The sequence below is a fragment of the Peteryoungia wuzhouensis genome (assembly GCF_003205195.1).
In the GTDB taxonomy this organism is placed as follows: domain Bacteria; phylum Pseudomonadota; class Alphaproteobacteria; order Rhizobiales; family Rhizobiaceae; genus Allorhizobium; species Allorhizobium wuzhouense.
Genome location: NZ_QJRY01000008.1, coordinates 149,673 through 166,912 on the forward strand (window position 1 = coordinate 149,673; position 17,240 = coordinate 166,912).

Annotated in this window: 18 protein-coding genes; 2 read left to right on the forward strand and 16 right to left on the reverse strand. The window is 61.7% G+C overall.

The window, feature by feature from the left end; genetic code table 11:
- Nucleotides 1–6: 6 nt before the first annotated feature.
- The 3 genes from plsX to DMY87_RS20175 form a co-directional block, all read right to left on the reverse strand.
- Nucleotides 7–1,053, reverse strand: coding sequence for a phosphate acyltransferase PlsX (gene plsX / locus DMY87_RS20165; protein WP_110793421.1), 1,047 nt, complete (start codon nucleotides 1,051–1,053; stop codon nucleotides 7–9).
- 97 nt (nucleotides 1,054–1,150) lie between these two features.
- Nucleotides 1,151–1,714 carry a YceD family protein gene (locus DMY87_RS20170; RefSeq protein WP_110793422.1) on the reverse strand — a complete coding sequence of 188 codons (564 nt, stop codon included), beginning with the start codon at nucleotides 1,712–1,714 and terminating at the stop codon, nucleotides 1,151–1,153.
- Nucleotides 1,715–1,780: 66 nt separating this feature from the next.
- Nucleotides 1,781–2,317: a ubiquinol-cytochrome C chaperone family protein gene (locus DMY87_RS20175; protein WP_110793423.1), complete on the reverse strand. Its 537-nt coding sequence runs from the start codon at nucleotides 2,315–2,317 to the stop codon at nucleotides 1,781–1,783.
- A gap of 244 nt (nucleotides 2,318–2,561) precedes the next feature.
- On the opposite strand from DMY87_RS20175, the gene DMY87_RS20180 reads away from it, so the two are divergent.
- Entirely contained in the window at nucleotides 2,562–3,074 is a 513-nt protein-coding gene (locus DMY87_RS20180; RefSeq protein WP_110793424.1) for an outer membrane protein assembly factor BamE, read from the forward strand.
- A gap of 80 nt (nucleotides 3,075–3,154) precedes the next feature.
- On the opposite strand, the gene DMY87_RS20185 is transcribed toward DMY87_RS20180, so the two are convergent.
- From DMY87_RS20185 to ribH, 4 genes are all read right to left on the reverse strand, one after another.
- Nucleotides 3,155–5,293 carry a sodium-translocating pyrophosphatase gene (locus DMY87_RS20185; RefSeq protein ID WP_110793425.1) on the reverse strand — a complete coding sequence of 713 codons (2,139 nt, stop codon included), beginning with the start codon at nucleotides 5,291–5,293 and terminating at the stop codon, nucleotides 3,155–3,157.
- Nucleotides 5,294–5,446: 153 nt separating this feature from the next.
- Nucleotides 5,447–6,673 (reverse strand): MFS transporter, encoded by a 1,227-nt coding sequence (locus DMY87_RS20190; RefSeq protein ID WP_110793585.1) that lies wholly within the window; start codon nucleotides 6,671–6,673, stop codon nucleotides 5,447–5,449.
- A 10-nt stretch (nucleotides 6,674–6,683) separates the two neighbouring features.
- Nucleotides 6,684–7,163, reverse strand: a complete 480-nt coding sequence (gene nusB, locus DMY87_RS20195) for a transcription antitermination factor NusB (protein WP_425353516.1) — start codon at nucleotides 7,161–7,163, stop codon at nucleotides 6,684–6,686.
- A 3-nt stretch (nucleotides 7,164–7,166) separates the two neighbouring features.
- Entirely contained in the window at nucleotides 7,167–7,625 is a 459-nt protein-coding gene (gene ribH, locus DMY87_RS20200) for a 6,7-dimethyl-8-ribityllumazine synthase (protein WP_110793427.1), read from the reverse strand.
- A gap of 328 nt (nucleotides 7,626–7,953) precedes the next feature.
- On the opposite strand from ribH, the gene DMY87_RS20205 reads away from it, so the two are divergent.
- Nucleotides 7,954–8,316 carry a hypothetical protein gene (locus tag DMY87_RS20205; protein ID WP_110793428.1) on the forward strand — a complete coding sequence of 121 codons (363 nt, stop codon included), beginning with the start codon at nucleotides 7,954–7,956 and terminating at the stop codon, nucleotides 8,314–8,316.
- A 246-nt stretch (nucleotides 8,317–8,562) separates the two neighbouring features.
- On the opposite strand, the gene ribD is transcribed toward DMY87_RS20205, so the two are convergent.
- The 9 genes from ribD to ldtR form a co-directional block, all read right to left on the reverse strand.
- The gene (ribD, locus tag DMY87_RS20210) at nucleotides 8,563–9,651 is read right to left on the reverse strand and encodes a bifunctional diaminohydroxyphosphoribosylaminopyrimidine deaminase/5-amino-6-(5-phosphoribosylamino)uracil reductase RibD (RefSeq protein ID WP_425353517.1); all 1,089 of its coding nucleotides are present in this window, start codon (nucleotides 9,649–9,651) and stop codon (nucleotides 8,563–8,565) included.
- 4 nt (nucleotides 9,652–9,655) lie between these two features.
- On the reverse strand, nucleotides 9,656–10,132 hold the full coding sequence (gene nrdR, locus DMY87_RS20215) for a transcriptional regulator NrdR (protein ID WP_062274768.1): 477 nt from the start codon (nucleotides 10,130–10,132) through the stop codon (nucleotides 9,656–9,658).
- 12 nt (nucleotides 10,133–10,144) lie between these two features.
- Nucleotides 10,145–11,434, reverse strand: coding sequence for a serine hydroxymethyltransferase (gene glyA / locus DMY87_RS20220; protein WP_110793429.1), 1,290 nt, complete (start codon nucleotides 11,432–11,434; stop codon nucleotides 10,145–10,147).
- A 126-nt stretch (nucleotides 11,435–11,560) separates the two neighbouring features.
- On the reverse strand, nucleotides 11,561–11,884 hold the full coding sequence (locus DMY87_RS20225; RefSeq protein WP_133253047.1) for a hypothetical protein: 324 nt from the start codon (nucleotides 11,882–11,884) through the stop codon (nucleotides 11,561–11,563).
- The gene (locus tag DMY87_RS20230) at nucleotides 11,874–12,944 is read right to left on the reverse strand and encodes a hypothetical protein (RefSeq protein ID WP_110793431.1); all 1,071 of its coding nucleotides are present in this window, start codon (nucleotides 12,942–12,944) and stop codon (nucleotides 11,874–11,876) included. Before DMY87_RS20230 ends, DMY87_RS20225 begins: the two co-directional genes overlap by 11 nt.
- Nucleotides 12,945–13,349 carry a DUF4383 domain-containing protein gene (locus DMY87_RS20235; RefSeq protein ID WP_110793432.1) on the reverse strand — a complete coding sequence of 135 codons (405 nt, stop codon included), beginning with the start codon at nucleotides 13,347–13,349 and terminating at the stop codon, nucleotides 12,945–12,947.
- A 12-nt stretch (nucleotides 13,350–13,361) separates the two neighbouring features.
- A complete protein-coding gene (locus DMY87_RS20240; RefSeq protein ID WP_110793433.1) occupies nucleotides 13,362–14,852 on the reverse strand; it encodes an FAD-binding oxidoreductase in 1,491 nt (496 codons plus the stop codon).
- A gap of 138 nt (nucleotides 14,853–14,990) precedes the next feature.
- On the reverse strand, nucleotides 14,991–16,319 hold the full coding sequence (locus DMY87_RS20245) for a L,D-transpeptidase family protein (RefSeq protein ID WP_110793587.1): 1,329 nt from the start codon (nucleotides 16,317–16,319) through the stop codon (nucleotides 14,991–14,993).
- A 304-nt stretch (nucleotides 16,320–16,623) separates the two neighbouring features.
- Complete coding sequence (ldtR, locus tag DMY87_RS20250; protein ID WP_110793434.1) at nucleotides 16,624–17,133, reverse strand: transcriptional regulator LdtR; 510 nt, start codon at nucleotides 17,131–17,133, stop codon at nucleotides 16,624–16,626.
- Between the last annotated feature and the right edge of the window lie 107 nt (nucleotides 17,134–17,240).

Below are 17,240 nucleotides of genomic sequence, written 5' to 3' on the forward strand. Positions count from 1 at the left end.
TTGTCGTCACGCTGCTTCGGGGCCTGCCGGAGAGGGCTGCCGCGCGTGATATTTTTTCAAGTCGTTTTCGATCTTCTGAGTGAGCCCGTTGCGGGCCATGTCGTAGCCGACGTCGACGGCCGCCGCAAAACCTTCGGCATCCGTCCCGCCATGGCTCTTGATGACGATGCCGTTCAGCCCGAGGAACACGCCGCCATTGACCTTGCGCGGATCCAACTTCTCGCGAACGCGGTCGAAGGCACCCTTGGCAAGGATGTAGCCAAGTTTGGCCATCCAGGTGCGCGACATCGCTGCGCGCAGATATTCGGCGATCTGTTTTGCGGTGCCTTCCGCGGTCTTCAAGGCGATGTTGCCGGTAAAGCCTTCGGTGACAACAACGTCAACCGTGCCCTTGCCAAGATCATCGCCTTCGACGAAGCCGTAGTAATCGATGGTGTCGAGGCCGGCCTCGCGGATCAGACGGCCGGCTTCTTTCACCTCTTCCTGTCCCTTGATCTCTTCGACGCCGACATTGAGGAGACCAACCAGCGGCTTCTCGATTTCGAACAGGGCACGCGCCATGGCGCCGCCCATGACGGCGAAGTCCAGCAGTTGCTGGGCATCGGCACCGATCCCGGCGCCGACGTCGAGCACGATGCTCTCACCCGACAGCGTCGGCCAGATGGCGGCGATCGCCGGACGCTCGATGGTGGCCATGGTGCGCAGGCAGAACTTGGCCATGGCCATCAGCGCACCGGTATTGCCGGCGGAGACGGCGACGTCGGCCTGGCCGGTCTTGACCGCCTCGATCGAGCGCCACATGCTCGAGACATAACGTCCGCGGCGAAGCGCCTGGCTCGGTTTCTCGTCCATGCCGACGGAAACTTCACAGTGGTGGAAGACGGCCTTTTCCTTGAGCCTGGGAAACTGCGCCAGAATCGGCAGGCAGCGCTCCTGTTGGCCGAAGAGGAGGAAGGTGACTTCCGGGTGACGTTCCAAAGCCTTGGCGGCTCCGGGAATCGTGACTTCGGGACCGAAGTCGCCGCCCATAACGTCGAGAGAAATTCTGATCACTTAAACCTGACCCTTCTTGATCGCTGGCCAGCGAAATTTCGGTCAAAATACCGCTTTTCGATGGCGGCACAACCCACCTGCGGGCGCAGATGGGGGATCATTGATCCTTTTTCCAGTCTTTGAGCACGGCGAAGGGAGAGGGTCTCTTTTCTTCCTCGACTTCATTTTCGATATGCCCGGAAAACTGGACGCCGGGCTTTTTCGGATAGGGATCGATGCCGAGCGCGGCGAATTCCGCGATCAGGGCGCCCGCGTCGATCGTGTCGCCGACAAAGGGTTCCGGCAGGTCCGGACCGTCCGGATCCAGCACCATTTCACCGGCGCCATCGAGCACGATGCGAGCCAGCTTCGAGCCCTCGGGCACGAAGATCTGGTCGATATCCTGTTCGATCGTGGAGACAACAGGCTCAAGCGTCACGACGCAGGCCTGGACGATCTCGCCGGAGACGTGGCCCTTGATGCGCACCCCGTCCTTCTTCCAGCGGGCAATCTGCAGATCGGCTGCAAGGCGATTGACGGCCTCCACTTCCCAAAGGCTTGCCAGCCCCACGCGTTCGCGCTCGTCTGCCTCGACATGGACCTGTACGGGGTTTGCCGATACGTGACCGACCTTCACGCGATAGCTGAATTCGGCAGTTTCATCGGGAATTCTAGTGATCATTGGATCTTCCTCTGTCCGTTACCGGCGGCTCGCCGCGGTTGCCCGCCGGCATGGCCCTCCGAGGTATCACGTGGTGGGAACGGCGATCCGGGCCGTGCCGGTCTCGATCTCGGCTTCGGCGACGGAGCCAAGCGCTTGCTCTGCGGAAAACATCCAGCCGGCCAGGCTTTGCATGTCCGGAGTCGGCGCGACCTCCGGGTGAATATTGCGAGCGAGGGCTGCGGCCAGGGCATCCCGATCGCCCTTGTCGAGCGCGGCGGCATAGGATTCGAGCCGACCGTAGTACATGCCGGCGAGCTTCTTCATGCGCTTCGGAACACCGGGGTCGCCAACTCCGAGTTCGCGGATCGAATGATCGACATCCTCGAAGAAGGCGTCGATGATGTTTTGCGCGATCTCCTGGCCACTCCGGTCCGACCGCGCGGTGCGGCGAAAATAGAGAATCAGCATGATCGTCAGCATCTCGAACCGACCCATGACGGTGTCGGGCGCATTCATGTCGAGATAAAAGGCAGGTGTCCGCGCGGCCGATGTCAGGATGGCATACTGCCGCTCGACGATCGCCTGATTGTTTCTTTTCTGACGGAAGAAACCGAATACCATCCAATTCCACCAAAAAGAGTCGGCCGATGGCCCAGGCCCGGTCGTGCTCATGTTGCATGATTGCGAAAGCTGGTTTACCGAAGCAGACGTGAATTGCAATGCCGTTATCCCCTCGCCCTGCCGCTTCCATCGGCAAAGTGACGGGAAAGAAGGCAGCGCCCGCAATTGGACGGCCCTTCCCCGGAAAGGCCACAATGCTGTGCGCAGAAGCGACCCGGCATCCTTCCGGTTGCCGTCGACAGTCATGGGAGACGTATGCGTGGACATTCGGATTTTTAAAGCGGACAGGAAGCTGATGAACACCACGGCCGTGGCTCTCGCTCTTGCCCTGGCCGGGCTTTCTGGCTGCACGACCTCCGAAGTGTTTCACAATGGCTATGTGGTCGACCAGGCCGCGCTGGATCTGGTTCCGGTGGGCTCCAGCCGTGAGCAGGTGCTGCTGTCGCTCGGCACGCCGTCGACCACCGCCACCTTCGACGGCGAGGTCTTCTACTATATTTCCCAGAAGCGCGTCCGCTCCGTCGCCTTCATGAAGCAGAAGCTGGTCGAACAGCAGATACTGGCGATCTATTTCGACAAGAACGGCATCGTCACCCAGGAGGCGAACTACACGCTTCAGGATGGCAAGGTCTTCGACACGATCTCGCGCACGACCCCGACAGGCGGCCGCGACCTCACCTTCCTGCAGCAGCTGCTCTCGGGCGGCGGTGGCGCGGCCAACAGCGTCAAGAACATCCTGGGCGGCATGGGCAACTAAGCCTCCCTGCCGGGCTCGGACACGAAGAAACCGCGGAAGTTGCCTTCCGCGGTTTCTTTTTGTCCCAAAGCCGTGGCGGCTTAGTGGGCGAGCACGGCGAGAAGCAGGAGCGCCACGATGTTGGTGATCTTGATCGCCGGGTTCACGGCCGGTCCTGCTGTATCCTTGTAGGGATCACCGACGGTGTCACCCGTGACGGAGGCCTTGTGGGCATCCGAACCCTTCAGGTGCTTGACGCCGTCCTTGTCGATGAAGCCATCCTCGAAGCTCTTCTTCGCATTGTCCCAGGCCCCGCCACCTGAAGTCATGGAGATGGCGACGAAGAGGCCGTTGACGATGACGCCGAGCAGCGAGGCGCCAAGCGCCGCGAAGGCCGAGGCCTTGGAGCCCGATATCAGCAGCACGCCGAAATAGACGACGAGCGGGGCCAGCACCGGCAGTAGCGAGGGGATGATCATCTCGCGAATGGCAGCGCGGGTCAGGATATCGACCGCCCGGCCATAGTCCGGCTTCTCCGTGCCCTGCATGATGCCCGGCTTGTTGCGGAACTGCTGGCGAACCTCTTCCACGATCGATCCGGCCGCACGGCCGACGGCGGTCATGGCGATCCCGCCGAAGAGATAGGGGATGAGGCCGCCGAAGATCAGGCCGGCGACGACGTAAGGGTTGGAGAGATCGAAGGAAATCGCCCCCATGTCAGCGAAGTATGGATACTGCGCGCTGTTGGCGGCGAAATAGGCCAGGTCGTTGGAATAGGCGGCGAACAGCACCAGGGCACCAAGGCCGGCAGAGCCGATCGCGTAGCCCTTGGTGACGGCCTTGGTGGTGTTGCCGACGGCATCGAGCGCATCCGTGGACTTGCGAACCTCGGGTGGCAGATGCGCCATTTCGGCAATGCCGCCGGCATTGTCGGTGACAGGGCCGAACGCATCGAGTGCCACGATCATGCCGGCAAGGCCAAGCATGGTGGTGACGGCGATCGCCGTGCCGAACAGGCCGGCAAGCTGATAGGTGGAGATGATGCCACCAACGATGACGATGGCCGGCAATGCGGTCGATTCCAGCGAAACTGCGAGGCCCTGGATGACATTGGTGCCGTGGCCGGTGACCGATGCCTGGGCGATGGAATTGACCGGGCGCTTGTTGGTGCCGGTGTAGTATTCGGTGATCACGACAATCAGGGCGGTCACGACCAGGCCGAGAATGCCGCAGAAGAACAGGTTGATGCCGGTGATGTCAGTGCCGGCCACCGTGCCGAGCGTGCCCCAGCCGACTGTCAGCGACGTGGCGAAAGCAAGGCCCGCGATCGACAGCAGACCCGTCACGATCAGGCCCTTGTAGAGCGCGCCCATGATCGAGCCGTTGGTGCCGAGCTTGACGAAGAAGGTCCCGACGATCGAGGTGATGATGCAGGCGCCGCAGATGGCGAGCGGGTAGACCATCGTGATGTCGAGAGCTGCCGAGCCGGCAAAGAAGATCGCGGCCAGCACCATGGTCGCGACGACCGAGACGGCATAGGTTTCAAAGAGGTCGGCCGCCATGCCGGCGCAGTCGCCGACATTGTCACCTACGTTGTCGGCGATGGTTGCCGGATTGCGCGGGTCGTCTTCCGGAATGCCAGCCTCGACCTTGCCCACCAGGTCGCCACCGACGTCTGCCCCTTTGGTGAAGATACCGCCGCCGAGGCGGGCGAAGATCGAGATCAGCGAGGCGCCGAAGCCGAGCGCAACGAGCGCATCGATGACTTCGCGCGAACCGCTTTCATGCCCCAGAAACACGGTCAGAACGTAGAAATAGATGGAGACGCCGAGAAGGGCCAGGCCCGCCACCAGCATGCCGGTGATGGCGCCCGACTTGAAGGCGATGTCGAGGCCAGCCGGAAGGCTGTGGGATGCGGCCTGCGCTGTGCGCACATTGGCGCGGACAGAGACATGCATGCCGATGAAGCCGGCAGCGCCGGAGAGCACCGCGCCGATCAGGAAGCCGATGGCCGCCGTGCCGGACAGGAGAAACCATGTGCCGACGAAAACGACGGCGCCGACGATTGCAATGTTCAGGTATTGCCGAGTGAGGTAAGCCTGAGCACCCTCGCGAATATAGCCTGCAATTTCCTGCATTCGGGCATTGCCCTGGTCAGCCGCCAATACCGAGCGTGTCGCCCAGATCGCGTAAACCACCGACAAAAGCCCGCATAAAATTACGCCTAGAAGAACCGTCATTCGCAATACCCTCCCGTATTGCCCGCGCCTCACTCATCGCGGGCGGTGTCACGCAGACTCGGGCCCCCTCCTCCGAGACCCGTCGACGCGAGGCGAGATTGCGTCGCCCTTTTCGTGGCGTCAAGAGCGCATATTTTGCGTTGCGGAGGGAACTCAGGCGGGCTTGCGGGAGACAGCGCGCAACTGCAGCAGGATGAGCACGAGGCAGATGAGCGTCACCGGCCAGATCAGCAGGTTCATGACCGACCAGCCATAGGCCGTGAAGACCTTGCCCGACGAGAAGGAGGAGAGCGCCACGGTCGAGAACAGGATGATGTCGTGAAAGCCCTGCACCTTGTCGGCCTCGGAAGGGCGGTAACTGGAGGCAACAATGGCGGTGGCGCCGATGAAGCCGAAGTTCCAGCCGATGCCGAGCAGCACCAGCGCTCCCCAGAAATTCCAGAGTTCGATACCCCAATGTGCCACGACGGCGCAGGCCATCAGGATGACCAATCCGGTCGCGACGATCTTTTCCGGCCCGAAACGGCTGATCAGCACGCCGGTGAAGAAGCTCGGGGCGAACATGGCAATGACGTGCCACTGGATGCCGAGAGTGGCGAGATCCGTAGAGAAGCCGCAACCGACGACCATGGCGAGCGGCGCGCCCGTCATCATGAAGGTCATCAGGGCATAGGTGCCGATGCCGCAGACCATGCCGGTCATGAAGCGCTGCGTCATGACGATTTCGCGCAAGGGACGTGTCGGTTCGCTCGCCGTGCCGGCCTTGCTGGCGAGTGGCGGCAGCTTCAGGAAGAAAAGCACGCCGATGGCGCAGAGCAGGAGCGGCACAAGGCCGAGAAAGGCACCGGCAAAGGTGACGGGCGCCAGCGCATCCTTCAGCCAGATGGCGATTTGTGGCCCGGCGATGGCCGAGACGATGCCTGCCGCCAGGATCCAGGAAATCGCCTTGCCCTTGTAGAAACTCGGCGAGGCATCGGCGGCGGCAAAGCGGATCTTCTGGGTGAAGCCGCCGGACAGGCCCATCAAGACGAGCGAGAAGGCAAAAAGCCAGAAATCGGAGCGGATGAGGGCAAAGGCGGCGAGCGCACTGCCGAGTGCCCCGGCAAGCGCGCCCAGCATGAAGCTTTCACGCCGCCCCAGAAAGCGCGAGGCGGTCGCGACCGCGATGGCGCCGACGGCAACGCCGATGTTGAAGCCGGTGAGCGGGGCGGTTGCGAGCGACTTGTCGGCGCCGAGCATCTGGAAGCCGGCGAGCCCGCCGACCGAAAAGGCGAGCGGGGGCGCCGAACCCAGGATCGCCTGGGCGACCGCGAGCAAACCGACATTTCGCTTGGCCGTCGACAAATGTTCGTCCAGGCCTGCCAGCGTCGCTCCGCTCATGTCGTTCACCTTATTTCTGCGCCGGAGCGCGTACCTGCTTTGCAATGCGGTCGAGGACGGCGTTGACCAGTCTCGGCTCGTCGTCCGGGAAGAAGGCCTGCGCGATCTCGACATATTCCGTTACGATGACCGCGATGGGAACATCCTTGCGCTCGATCAATTCGAACGCGCCGGCACGCAGAATTGCACGAACCGTGCTGTCCATCCGCGACAGCGACCAGTCGTCCTGCAGCGCCTGGCGGATCAACGGGTCGATCTTGGTCTGGTCGCGTACGACGCCGGCGACGATCGAGCGGAACCACGATGCATCCGCCTTCAGGTATGTTTCGCCATCGACCTCCTGGCCGAGCCTGTGGCTCTCATATTCGGCCACGACCTCCAGGACGCCAGAACCGGCGATATCCATCTGATAGAGCGCCTGTACAGCTGCAAGACGCGCTGCACCGCGCTGGTTCGCCGGTTTTACCGGATGCTTGCCTTCGTCCGACATCACTCAGCCACCCAGCTTCTTCTTCAGTGCGATCATCGACAGGGCGGCGCGGGCGGCAAAGCCACCCTTGTCCTTGTCGGACCGGCGCACGCGGGCCCAGGCCTGATCGTCATTTTCGACGGTCATGATGCCATTGCCGATCGCCAGCGATTCCGAGACGGCGAGGTCCATCAATGCGCGCGAGGATTCGTTGGCGACGATGTCGAAATGGTAGGTCTCGCCACGAATGACCATGCCAAGGGCGACGAAGCCGTCATATTGCGTGCCTTCGTCATCGGCGGCATCAAGCGCCATGGCGATGGCCGGCGGAATTTCGAGCGCGCCCGGCACGGTGATGACGTCATAGGTGGCGCCGGCCTCTTCCAGAGCATATTTTGCACCGTCCAGCAGAGCGTCCGACATGTCGTCATAGAAGCGCGCTTCGACGATCAGCAAATGCGGCGAAGCCGTCTTGTTTACCATGGTCAGATCCTGATCCTGAATGTGATTGCGGCGCTTTGGCCGCCAGAAACGCGGTCAAACCACGCTGTCCCCCGGAAGGCAAGCATTTTTAGATCAGGGCAGCTGCGGCTTCGGCGCAAGGCTGGGCCGATCGGCCAGCCCATCGGACCCGAGATGTTGTTCGGGCCTCGCTAAACAAGGCCGAATTCAGGCGACAAAAATGAAGAATGTTTAATCGAATTCAGTCACTTAATGGCTGGAAACGGCCACAATCCGACACCAGTTTCAGTTCTGCAAGCGAGCGACGGAATCCCCCGCCATCGCAAACATCCTTGAAAGGAACAGGACCATGAATCGCTTTGCAACCATGTTCAGTGCCACCGCCCTGACTGCCATTGCTTTTGGTGCGGACGCCTATGCCGCCATGCCCGCCGCAACGATGGCATCGCCGCAGCAGATCGAAAACACGATCACGAAGCTCTCGCCGAGCGCCTACAACGTCATCTGGCTCGACTCTCTGAAAACGCATGACGCAGCCAAGGAGCAGTTCGGCAATGTCAAGCCGACATCCCAGGAGGCCCGTCTCGTCCAGGCCTCGGTGATTGCAAATCCGGCGCTCGCCCGCAAGCTGCAGGCCGACAAGGTTGAGCTTGAAAACATCGTCGGCGCCCAGCAGGCGGCTGACGGAAGCGTTACCTTCTACCTTCGCTGAACCACACTCTCTATCGACCTTCTCCCTCCCCGCCCGCCGAAATCCCCGTGCCTCCCCGGCACGGGGATTTTGGCGCTGAAAAAGCCTCCGGAACAATTGGCGGGTGGTGGGTGTTTCCGATTCACGAAGGAGGCCCCGGCGCTCTTTCATTCACCGGAAAAAGGAGGCTCCCATGGGTCGTGGTATTCTTATGTGGCTGGTCGGCGTGCCGATCCCGATCATCATTCTCATTCTCTTGTTCTGGCGTTAAAGCCAGGCAGAGACCGGCAGACGCTCAAGGATCTGCCGGTGGTCCCGTCCGAAAGTGTCCTCCTGCAAGAGGATGAAACCGGCCGGGCGATAGTCACGGGTGATGGGCGATGCGATACCGCCCTCCCCGATGGCCGCTTCCCCGGTATAGAGATGAATCCGATCAACGAGGCCCTGCGCCAAGAGGTCGGCAGCAACGCGGGCGCCCCCCTCGACCATCAGCGATGATATGCCGCGCGCGCCAAGCGTCTGGAGCAGAGGCTCCAACCCCGTCGTTTCCAGTATTTCAACGCCCATTGTTTCCAGTTCATTCCGGTGCCCCGTGGCAGACGGTGCGACAGCCAGGATCACCGGCACGTCGCGCGCCGTCTTGGCAAGCTTGGAGCCGGTTGACAGTTCGGCGCGACGATCAAGAACGATCCTCAAGGGAGATGCGTTTTCCTGTCCGGGAAGCCGCACGGTGAGTTCAGGGTCGTCGGCATTGGCCGTGCCGATCCCGACCATGATCGCGTCGCTCGCCGCCCGCAGCCGATGAACCTCGGTCCGCGCTTCAGGCCCCGTGATCGCCACCTGCCCCTCACCCAGTTTTCCGAGCATGCCATCTGCAGAAACCGCAAGCTTCAGAGTCACTTGCGGTCGGCCCTTCGTCTGGCGCGTCAGGTAGCCGCCCATGGCGCGGCGGGCTTCCTTTTGGAGAATACCGATGGTCACCTCGATGTCGGCATCGGCGAGGATCTTCAGGCCCTGCCCGGACACGCGCGGATCTGGATCCGCGACCGCAACCACCACCCGCGCGATGCCGGCTGCCACCATGGCATTGGCACAAGGCGGCGTCTTGCCGTGATGGGAACAGGGTTCGAGCGTGACATAGGCCGTAGCACCCTTCGCCCCATCGCCGGCTTCTGCGAGCGCCTGCGGCTCGGCATGCGGCCGACCGCCCTTGGCCGTAACGCCACGACCGAGAACGCGTCCATCCTTGACGATCACACAGCCGACGGAGGGGTTGGAGCCGGTCTGGCCGACGTGACTGAGAGACAACGCGATGGCTTCGCGCATGAATGCTTCGTCGATCGCCGTGATCGACACGGGGCTAATCCGCCACGCTGTCGCGCGAGATCTTGGCGTTGATCTCGGCAATGACGTTCTCGAAATCCTCCGCATGGGAGAAGTCGCGATAGACCGAGGCATAGCGCACGAAGGCAACGTCATCGAGCGTCTTCAGGGCTTCGAGTACCTGCAGGCCGATTTCTTCCGAGGAAATTTCCGTCTCGCCCGAGCTTTCCAGACGCCGGACAATGCCCGACACCGCGCGCTCGATACGCTCGTTGTCGACCGGTCGCTTGCGCAAGGCGATCTGGAAGGAGCGCACCAGCTTGTCGCGGGCGAAGGGGGCCTTGCGGCCCGTCTTCTTCAGGACCATCAACTCACGCAGCTGGACCCGTTCAAACGTGGTGAAGCGACCGCCGCAATCGGGACAGATCCGCCGCCGGCGAATGGAGGTATTGTCCTCCGCCGGCCGCGAATCCTTGACCTGGGTCTCATCCGATCCACAAAAGGGGCAGCGCATCAGCCGTCAGCCTTACATGTAGGGGTACATCGGGAAGCGGTCCGTCAGGGCCACAACCTTCTCACGCACGGCCGCTTCAACCGAAGCATTGCCCTCGTCGGAATTGGCGACCTTCAATCCGTCGAGCACTTCAACGATCAGGTTGCCGATTTCCTTGAACTCGGCTTCCTTGAAGCCGCGGGTCGTGCCGGCAGGCGTGCCGAGACGGATGCCCGAGGTGACGAAGGGCTTTTCGGGGTCGAACGGGATGCCGTTCTTGTTGCAGGTGATGTAGGCGCGGCCGAGACCGGCTTCCGCACGCTTGCCGGTCGCGTTCTTCTTGCGCAGGTCAACCAGCATCAGGTGGTTGTCGGTGCCACCCGAGACGATATCGAGATTGTGGCTGATCAGGGTTTCGGCCAGCACCTTGGCGTTCTTCACGACCTGAGCGGCGTAATCCTTGAATTCCGGCTTCAGCGCTTCGCCGAAGGCAACCGCCTTGGCGGCGATGACATGCATCAGCGGACCGCCCTGCAGGCCTGGGAAGACGGCCGAGTTGAACTTCTTCGCCAGATCCTCGTCGTTCGTCAGGATCATGCCACCGCGCGGGCCACGGAGCGACTTGTGGGTCGTCGAGGTCGCGACATGGCAGTGCGGGAACGGCGACGGATGCTGGCCACCGGCGACGAGGCCGGCGATGTGGGCCATGTCGACCATCAGGTAAGCGCCGACTTCGTCAGCGATTTCGCGGAAGCGCTTCCAGTCCCAGATGCGGGAATAAGCGGTACCGCCGGCAATGATGAGCTTCGGCTTGTGGGTGCGCGCCTTTTCAGCGACGTCATCCATGTCGAGCTGGTGGTCGTCTTCGCGAACGCCGTAGGAGACGACGTTGAACCACTTGCCGGACATGTTGACCGGCGAACCATGGGTCAGGTGACCGCCCGAGTTCAGGTCGAGGCCCATGAAGGTGTCGCCCGGCTGCAGCAGCGCGAGGAAGACGGCCTGGTTCATCTGGCTACCGGAGTTCGGCTGAACGTTGGCGAAATTGACGCCGAAGAGCTTCTTGGCGCGTTCGATCGCGAGTTCTTCCGCGATATCAACGAACTGGCAGCCGCCGTAATAGCGCTTGCCCGGATAACCTTCCGCGTACTTGTTCGTCATGATCGAGCCCTGGGCTTCGAGCACGGCGCGGGAGACGATGTTTTCAGAAGCGATCAGCTCGATCTCGTGACGCTGACGACCGAGTTCCTTCTCGATCGCACCGAAAATGTCCGGGTCCGTATCGGCGAGAGAACGAGAAAAGAAGGCATCGTTGTTCGACATGATCGCTGGCTCCTCAAAAGCGTTTGATGCTGTGGGGTCTTAACGTTCCGCAGTCACGAGAGCAATACGGAGAACGACATTTGCGGATCAATTGGCGTTCACGCACAAAAGGCCGCAGCCTGTCGCTCATGCGGGGCGCAGGTCCATGCAGCCGTTGCGGAGTGCGGGCAGGACGAGCCAAGCGCCATGGGTGTAGAGATTGCGGGCGGACGCGGCATCCGGAGCCGTGACGACCGTGCGGCCGCTGCCTGCACGCAGGATGCCGGCGCCTTCCGGCAGACGGGCCGGGACATGGGGTCCGAGCACCAGGACTGCGGATCCGACGGGACCGAGAGCCGCAGTCGCCACCACGAGAAAGCCGAACCAGCTGGACACGATAGCGAGCAGGATGGCGCCCCTCTTCAGCAGCTTCGCCACCCCTCCCCGGACCGTGACTCGCTCAATAGTCATAGACGTGTTCCAGCTCGAGGCCGACAGCACCGAGTTCGCTGAAAAGTGCCGGCAGATCACGAACCTTGGCCTGCAGCAGCATCCGGCGCCCTGTGAACCCGTCGCGGTTTATGTCGACGATCCGGGTTGCGAAACCGAGTTGGCTTGGCACGGAAGCGCCGAGCGCCGAGACCATGATGTCGTCATTGCCGGCGATTTCCACAATGCGGCCGTTTCGCGCTGCGATCTGCTGCAGGATGACGGTAAAGGCGCGGTAGCGCGGTGTTTCGATGAGGATGCCATCGGCGCCCCGATCTTCAACAACGGTGACGTCGGCGATGGACTGCAAATCCGCCGCCGGGACACCGGCGATCAAGGACCGGATCGTCAGCTGCGCCTGGCCGGTCGCTGCGACCGCGCCGGCGATCACGCGGGCGTAAGCGGCCTTGGCCTTCCATTCGCCACCAAGGGCCAGCCTGCGCTCCCAACTGCGGAGCGACGTGACGGGCTCGGCCCAAAGCTTCGTGACCGAACCGTCGAAATTATATTTGTACCAGGGGGTCTGGTGCAGGAACTGACCATAATCTTCGGCCATCACGGCCGCATAGCGATCTTGGGGCGCCTTGTCCGCGCCTCGCAGAAGGGCAAAGAGGCGCCCCACCGTTTCCTCGTAGAGCGCCTTCATGCCCATTTCGAGCGTAAAGCTCACGCCGATGACATGGATGGTCCGGCGGGTGGCGACGTCGGCACCGCCGTGGCGGTCCGCTTCGCGATTGAGGGCACAGAAGGATGCCCAGAAGCCGACCACGCTTCTTGTATAGCCGAAGTCATGTTCGTCGCCCGTTTTGAGGATATTGGCGAGGCCTTCATAGGCATAGACGATGTGCCATTCGGGATAGGTCAGATAGCTGTTCGCCTCCGCCCTCAGGAAGGCGGGATCGGTCATCTTCGGCGTGAAAGTCTCCTGCTGTGGTTCGGCCGTGCAGAAGGTCTCGACATAGCCGACGGGTATCAGCAGAACGACGATGAGAAGGACGAACGAGAGTGCCAGCCATTTTGCCAGGCGCAGGACCTTCCGCATTTACGCCTCCCTGCGGAAGACGAATGCGGACACGACCGCGAGACCGCCCAACGTGATGTGCGGCAGGTTGGCGAGGATCTTGAAGCCCAAAGGCAGGTCCTGAATACCGTAGTTGATGATGCCGAGATCGAGATAACCCGAACCGGTCGCCAGGCCCAGAAGACCGTCGGCCAGATAGAGAATGCCGAAATAGAGGAGGAAACTGCGTGCGGCACGCCCAGAGGCGAAAGCAGCGATGCCCGCCCACAGCGCAGAGGCCAGGTGCAGAAGGTCATCATAGATGTCGAGCGCGAAGATCCCGAACGCACGCCCTTCGGCATCGGTGAGGCCGGGAATGTAGTTCAACCCCGCGACGACGAGCAGGATGGCGGCATAGGCAAAGGCGATCTTGCGAACGGTCGTCATGAGTTACCCTCTTCAGATCTTTGAGATATAATTCGTCCAGAAGCCGTTCTGGAAGCGCAAATCCGGATCAAGGCGGCGCTTGGCCTCGGCAAACTCACCAACACGCGGATAGGCGCGGCGCAGTTGATCAAGGGTCGGATGTGGACGATAGGGCAGATAATAGCTGCCGCCAATCTCCGTGACGCGGTCGATCAATGCGCGGGTCATGCGTGCCATGTCCTCTTCGCCCCTCACCGACATTTCCTGTGAGAACAGCATAACGGCGGCAATGCGCGGCACGGTCGCGTAAGCCAGCACGCTGTCATGATCCGTGTCGACGAAACGCAGCGTGATATTCAGCAACTCCTGATAGGAGGACGGGATGACCTCGCGGCAGATGCGGACGAAATCGGCGAAGCGCTCGGGCGCTACGAAATATTCGTGCAGGATGTCGGTGCGGTCGGGGTCGCCGTCATCAAGGGTGGCGACGGGCTCGTTCATCAGGCTGTTGCGGGTGGCGATGCCCGAAGTCAGCGCCGGGCTGATGGACGATTCCAGCATCCAGCGGACATGCTTGACGCGGTCGGAGCCTACCTGTTCGCGAAAGACCTTGGCGGCGACGTGACTGACGAAACCCGATCCGCTCGCCGGCGGGATGACGGCCTGATCCGCCGTCGGGCGGTAGGAGATCAAGAGGCCGCTCTCGAAAAACCGGTCGATGGCGACATCCAGCCGGCCATAAGCCATCTCGACCGTCGGGTCGGCTTTCAAGGTCTCGATGAAACGCTTGCCGAGTTCCTCTCCGGCGACATGCTCGAATGTAGGCGCGAGATTGCGGTTCGGCACGATCTCGATCTCAAGTTCGACGATCACGCCGAAAAGGCCGTAACCACCCATTGCAAGTTTGAAAAGCTCTGCATTTTCCGTGCGTGAGCAGGTGAGCAAGGTGCCATCGGCGAGCAGCATCTCGATCGAACGCACCGTGGTTCCAAAGGCACTCCACGGCACAGGCCAACCATGGGCATTGACCGAGAAGGTGCTGGCGACACCGAAATCATGATTGGACTGCATGACCTTCGGCGAAAAGCCAATGGCATCGAGCCGTTCGATCAGTTCGCTCCAGCGCATCCCGGCAGACACGCGGCACGTACCGGCCGCCGTATCGGCATCAAGCCAGCCTCTGTCGAGCGTGAGCACTGTGCCGTCTGCCTGGAGGCTTTGTGCTCCCATGGAGTGGCGGGCTGCACTTGCAACGACAGGGCGACCGGCATTCTCAGCCTCCACCAATTCACGACGGACCGCCTCCACGAGAGCGTCTCGTCGGTCGTCGCTGAGCAGGATATGGCGCGCGACCCGGGTGGGGGACAGAAGGCTTGCGTCGTTGAGCATCGCGTCGGCGCTTGGTGTGCCTCCGGGAAAGGCCTCTCCGAAGCCAATGCTCTCGTGTCCAAGCCTGTGGGCCGCATATCCCCCGGCTGCCGCACCCGCCGCAAACAACAAGGCCCGTCTCGTCAGTTTTCCCATCCATACCCCCGCCGGTTCAGTTGAGTCGTGTTCCTTACCGGCATTCATGAGTAGGCAGTCGCATTTTAGAGCGCAAGACCACGAAAAAAGCCGCGTCGGGGGACGCGGCTTTGAGGCTAACAGCGGTTTATTCTCTGCTTATTGCGGCAGAATGTCGTCATCGACGGAGCCGCTGACCTGTTCCTGGCCAATATTGGCCTGAAGCGCCAGCTGCTGATCGCCGTCCTTCTCATAGATGTCGTCGCGGAACTGGACGACACCCTGCTTGGGCGACCATGCCGTGATGTAGACCCAGTGCACACCGATCTCGTCGGCAACCTTGATCGGCGTGTTGACGCGGCTGGCGATGACGCGCTCAATTTCCTGGCGGTTCCAGCCGGGCGTGTTTTTCAGCACCCAGACGACAACGTCGCGGACGTTCTGAATACGCACACAGCCCGAGGATTCGAAGCGCATCAGCTTGTTGAACAGGCCCTGCGTCGGCGTGTCATGCATATAGACGCCGTCGGGGCTGGGGAAGTTGATCTTCGTCGACGACATCGCGTTGATCTTGCCAGGGTCCTGACGGAAGGTCAGGTTCGGGGCCTTCGGCGCGAACCAGTCGACGCTTTCAGGCGCGACTTCATTGCCCTTGCCGTCGATCAGGCGAATGGCATTGCGCGACAGATAGGTCGGATCCTTCTGCATCAACGGAACGATGTCCTTTTCGACGATCGAACGCGGTGCCGTCCAGTAAGGATTGAGGATAATGTCCGAGACCTTGGAGCTGACCAGCGGCGACGGGCGGCTGATGCGGCCGACGATGGCCGTATTGCGCAGGGCCACTTCGTCGTTTTCCACGGCTTCCACATAGGCCGCAGGGATGTTGACCACGATGTAGCGGTTTTCCAGCGGCTTTGCGAGCGTGTCCTGCAGGCGCTGATAGTTGACGTTGAGCTGGTTCAGACGAACGTCGGCCGAGATATTGAGCGCCTTCAGCGTGAATTCGCCGAGCACGCCGTCTTCCGGCAGGCCGTGGCGGGCCTGGAAACGCTTGACGGCACCGTCGACATAGCTGTCGAACGAATTCGACATGCCGGCTTCCTGCGGCAGATCGCCGGCCACCATCAGGCGCTGGCGCAAAGCCTGCACGGACGGATCGGTGACGCCGAGTTGCAGCTTGACGGAGGGATTGACCTGCGGCCACCCGCCATTCGAGACGATCATCTGGTACTGGCCAATGGCCTGCTGGATGTTGATCAGGCTCGACGGGCTCAGCATCGCGGTGTTGGAGACGACGGTGGTGGTCGTGCGCGATGCCTGGGCATCGAACTGGTCGTCCCAGTTGCCGCGACGCGGTGCATTGATCAACTCGTCCACTGCCGTCTGGGCAGCGGCCTGACCGGCGACGGCTGCGACACCCATTGCAGCCGCGCCGCGCAGCAGCGACCGCCGTGAAAGATCAACGATTCCCGTTTTCTTGGACATATTCCCTACCGTTTCATCCTGAACCAGAACCAGACGCATACCGCCTCATGGTTAACAAAGCGCCGCCAAAAAGGGCGTGCCAGCTCGTTGTTGGGTGTTCGGGAGGCGGTCAAATCACGCGCTCCGCTCGTCCCGGCGGTCCCATATCAATATGGCCAATTCGTGTCACCAAGGGGCTGTGTCACGAGAGCGTGTCCAGGAGCCAAACGCTTGTGACCGCGAAACGACAGAACCGGCCGCTTCACGAGGACGCGGCCGGTTCGGTGCGGTGGATCGCTGTCTGGAGGTCGGCGAGCGGTCAGGCTCAGAGGCGGTAGAGGATCTGGTCGTTCCAGAAGCGGTCGAGGCGCTGCAGGAGCTTGTTCATCTGGGTGAACTCGTCAGTGCCGATGCCGCCGACCTTCTGGATCGAGCCGATGTGGCGCTCATAGAGCTTGGCAACGGTTTCGGCGATCTCCTGGCCGGCATCCGTCAGGCTGATGCGGACCGAGCGACGGTCGACGCGCGAGCGCTGGTGATTGATGAAGCCGAGGTCGACGAGCTTCTTGACGTTGTAGGAGACGTTCGAGCCCAGGTAATAGCCGCGCGAGCGCAGTTCGCCGGCGGTCAGTTCGGCATTGCCAATGTTGAAGAGGAGCAGCGCCTGGATGGCGTTGACGTCGGAGCGACCCTTGCGGTCGAACTCGTCCTTGATCACATCGAGAAGGCGGCGGTGGAGACGTTCCACCAGGTGCAGGGATTCCAGGTAGAGCGAGCGGATTGCTTCTTCCTGCGGATCAAGGGGGGCCGACTGCGGCTTGAGCTTCGTGTTCATATCGATCTGCCTCACTGTTTTGTTTGGCGGTGTTGGTTTTTTCTCCCGCCTTGATGAGGACAGTATCCAATGCGCATAAAATTCTATTTAAAACGCAGGCTTAACAG